The organism is Variovorax sp. 10N432 (assembly GCF_056394465.1).
The window spans coordinates 1-3369 of record NZ_JBFTHX010000097.1 but is presented as its reverse complement, the minus strand read 5'-3'; the positions used below and the strand labels follow the sequence as shown (position 1 = coordinate 3369).

Sequence of the window (3369 nt, the reverse complement as noted above, 5' to 3'; positions counted from 1 at the left end):
TCGATGAGCTCGATTTCGTATGAAAAAGACGGTGCCGTCGGCGTCGTCACCATGGCCAAGCCGCCGCACAACCTGATCGACAACGCCATGCTCCAGGAGCTTGCGTCCACCTACGCAAGAGCGGTCGAGGAGGGATGCCGCGCCATCCTGCTGCGAAGCTCGATGCGCCACTTCTGCGCCGGCGCCGACCTCAACGTGCTCGCCTCGGAGCGCTGGGACCAGAAGGCGCTTGCGAGACTCTGGGCGTCGCTCGAGGACGTGCCGGTCCCGACGGTCGCGGCCGTTCACGGCGCGGCCCTGGGCGGCGGCTTCGAGCTGGCCTTGATGTGCGACATGATCRTCGCCGCGGACACGGCCTCGTTCGGCATGGCAGAGTCCTCGCTCGGGCTGTTGCCGCTCCTCGGCGGCGTCCAGCGCGTCGTGCAGCGCGCAGGCCTGGCGCGCGGAAAGGAAATGGCCATGTTCGGCCGCCGCCACGACCCGCGGGYGCTCGAGCGCTGGGGCGTCGTCAACCTGGTTGCAGCAGAAGCCGAACTTGCCGGCGTCGCGATGTCGTGGGCCAGGCAGCTGGCGGCCGGAGCGACGGTGGCGCTGCGCGGCATCAAGACCGTCGCGAACCTGTCGGCCCGCGGCGGCATYTCGGCCGGCGATGCGCGCCAGGAAGAGGTCAACACGTCCATGTGGAACAGCGCGGATCAGGCGCGCGGCCTGGCCGCCTTCGTGGCCACCGGGCCGGGCTCCGCCGTCTTCGAAGGGAATTGAGCATGAGCGCGCCACTTGAAGGKCTGCGGGTCATCGATTTCACCCGCGTGCTGTCCGGTCCGGGCTGCACCAAGGCGCTGCGCGATCTGGGCGCCGACGTCACCAAGATCGAACCCCCTGCAGGCGATGTGGGCCGCGCGGGCGTACCGCATGTCGGTTCCATGTCGACGTACTACGCACAGCAGAACGCCGGCAAGCGGAACATCAGCCTCGATCTGAACTGGCCCGAGGCGCGGGACATCGTGGCGAAGCTCTGCGCCGACGCGGACGTGATCGTCGAGAACTTCCGCCCCGGAACGCTCGCACGCTTCGGCTTCGGCTACGACGACGTCGTGAAGTTCAATCCGAAGGTCGTCTACGTTTCGATCAGCGGCTAYGGCCAGACCGGCCCGTGGCGCAATCGGCCGGCATTCGCACCAACGGTCCACGCCGAGACGGGCCTGACCGACATCCTCCAGAAGCACTACGAGGGCGCCATGGTAGAGATGCGCAACGACGCATGCAGCCACGCCGACGTCTACACGGGCCTCCACGGGGTCATCGCCGTCCTGGCCGCGTTGCAGCACCGGTCGCGCACCGGCGAGGGGCAGTACGTCGACGTCTCGATGGCCGCGACGATGCTGTCGGCCAACGAACGCGCCGGCGCGCAGTTGTCAGGCCTGGAAGTCAATGACGAACCGTACGCGCTCAGCGCCAACGAGTCTCCGCTGTTCGAGCTGCCRGACGGCCGGCGCCTCACCATCGCGACAAGTCCGGTGTTCTCGCCGATGTTCATTCGCTACTGCTCGATGATGCGCCGCACGGACCTCCTCAAGGATCCGCGCTTCGCCACGGCCACCCTTCGCAAGGCCAATCTCGCCCTCTTGATGGCCGAGRTCAAGGCCTGGATCCTGACCTTCACCGACCTGGACCAGCTTCAGGCRCAGGTCAGCGAAGCGGGCCTGGCGATCGGTGTCGTGCGCAGCACGCAGGACCTCGCGGACTCCGAGTGGGCGAAAGACTGGGGTGCGGTGGTCGAGGTCGAAGACCGTGMAGGCGGCACCGTGCGCATGCCCGGGCCCCCATGGCGCTTCGGCCGCTCCGAACTGCCGAAGCCGGGCTTGCCCTATTTCCAGGGCGAGAGCAATGCCGAGGTGCTCGGCGAACTGGGGATCTCCGCCGAACGCATCGAGACGCTGCGCCAGMGCGGCGTGCTGCGAAGCCGCCGCAGCCCGGCGGGCGCGTTCGACTGAGCCGAGGCCGAGGCGAACCCATGCGCACGATCGATCACACCCACGATGCCGCAGCGACAAGCTGGCTGGCGAGCGCCAACGGGGCGGCCACCGACTTTCCGATCCAGAACCTGCCGTTTGCCGTGTTTCGAAGGGCAGGGGCCCTCGAACCGCTGCGCGGCGGCGTTGCCATCGGCGACGAAGTCATGGACCTGGCCGCCTTGAGCAGAACGCAATGCCTCGACGGCTTGGCGCTGCAAGCCGCGCAGTCGTGTGCCGCACCGGCGCTCAACGACTTTTTCGCCCTGGGACCGGTGGCATGGCGCACATTGCGGCGCGCACTCTTCGAGCTTCTCCACAAGGACGCCGTCGCCACCAGGCCGTCTCAGGTCGATGCGGTCAGGGGCTGTCTCATGCCGCAATCCGAGGTCGAGTACGCGGTTCCGGCTCGCATCGGCGACTACACGGACTTCTACACGTCGATCCATCACGCGCGAACGATCAGCYGCCTGCTGGACCCGAAGGGMGACGTGCCCCGGAACTTCCAATGGGTWCCCACCGCCTACCACGGCCGCGTGTCYTCCATCGGCGTGGCCGGGCAGAGGTTCCGGCGYCCACATGGCCAGGCGCTGCGGRACGGGRGCACGACGCCGGAATACGGACCTTCGCAGCGCCTCGACTACGAGCTCGAACTCGGCATCTATGTCGGCACGGGCAACGCGCTCGGCGAGCCCATTGCRCTCTCGCGCGCCGAGGAYCACGTCTTCGGCATCTCGCTGCTCAACGATTGGTCGGCGCGGGATATCCAGGCCTGGGARATGGCGCCGCTCGGCCCGTTCCATGCAAAGAACTTCGCGACAACCGTCTCGCCCTGGATCGTCACGATGGAYGCCCTGGCCCCCTACMGGACGCCGTGGACCCGCCCCGCGGCCGATCCGCAGCCGCTGCCTTATCTGGAGAGCGAGTCTCACCGCGCGCAGGGCGCCATCGATATCCGTCTCGAGGTGTCGATCGAGACCCATCGCATGCGCGAAGCCGGACTCCCTGCCGAGACGATGTCACGCACCAGCTTCTGTCATCACTACTGGTCGATCGCGCAGATGCTCACCCACCACGCGGCCGGGGGCTGCAACCTGCAGCCGGGCGACCTGCTGGGCAGCGGCACGATCTCGGGGCCCGAGCTTTCCGAAGCCGGCGCATTGATGGAGCTCGCCCTTGCCGGCAGCAAGCCGGTGCAACTCGGCAACGGCGAGCGCCGAAGCTTCCTGGAGGATGGGGACGCGATCATCTTCCAAGGCTGGTGCGAACGSGAGGGATTCAATCGCATCGGCTTMGGCTTCAATCATGGGCGGGTCCTCCCCGCCGTGTCGCCATCTGCCGAATAGTTTCTCGCCGC

At 67.7% G+C, this 3369-nt stretch carries 3 protein-coding genes; all 3 read left to right on the top strand.

The window, feature by feature from the left end; translation table 11 throughout:
* Positions 1–762, top strand: a 762-nt coding sequence (locus AC1DF3_RS36655; protein ID WP_478142764.1) for an enoyl-CoA hydratase/isomerase family protein, incomplete at its 5' end; no start/stop codon positions are given.
* 2 nt (positions 763–764) lie between these two features.
* Complete coding sequence (locus AC1DF3_RS36650) at positions 765–1994, top strand: CaiB/BaiF CoA transferase family protein (RefSeq protein ID WP_478142763.1); 1230 nt, start codon at positions 765–767, stop codon at positions 1992–1994.
* Positions 1995–2014: 20 nt separating this feature from the next.
* Positions 2015–3358: a fumarylacetoacetase gene (gene fahA / locus AC1DF3_RS36645; RefSeq protein WP_478142762.1), complete on the top strand. Its 1344-nt coding sequence runs from the start codon at positions 2015–2017 to the stop codon at positions 3356–3358.
* Positions 3359–3369 lie beyond the last annotated feature (11 nt).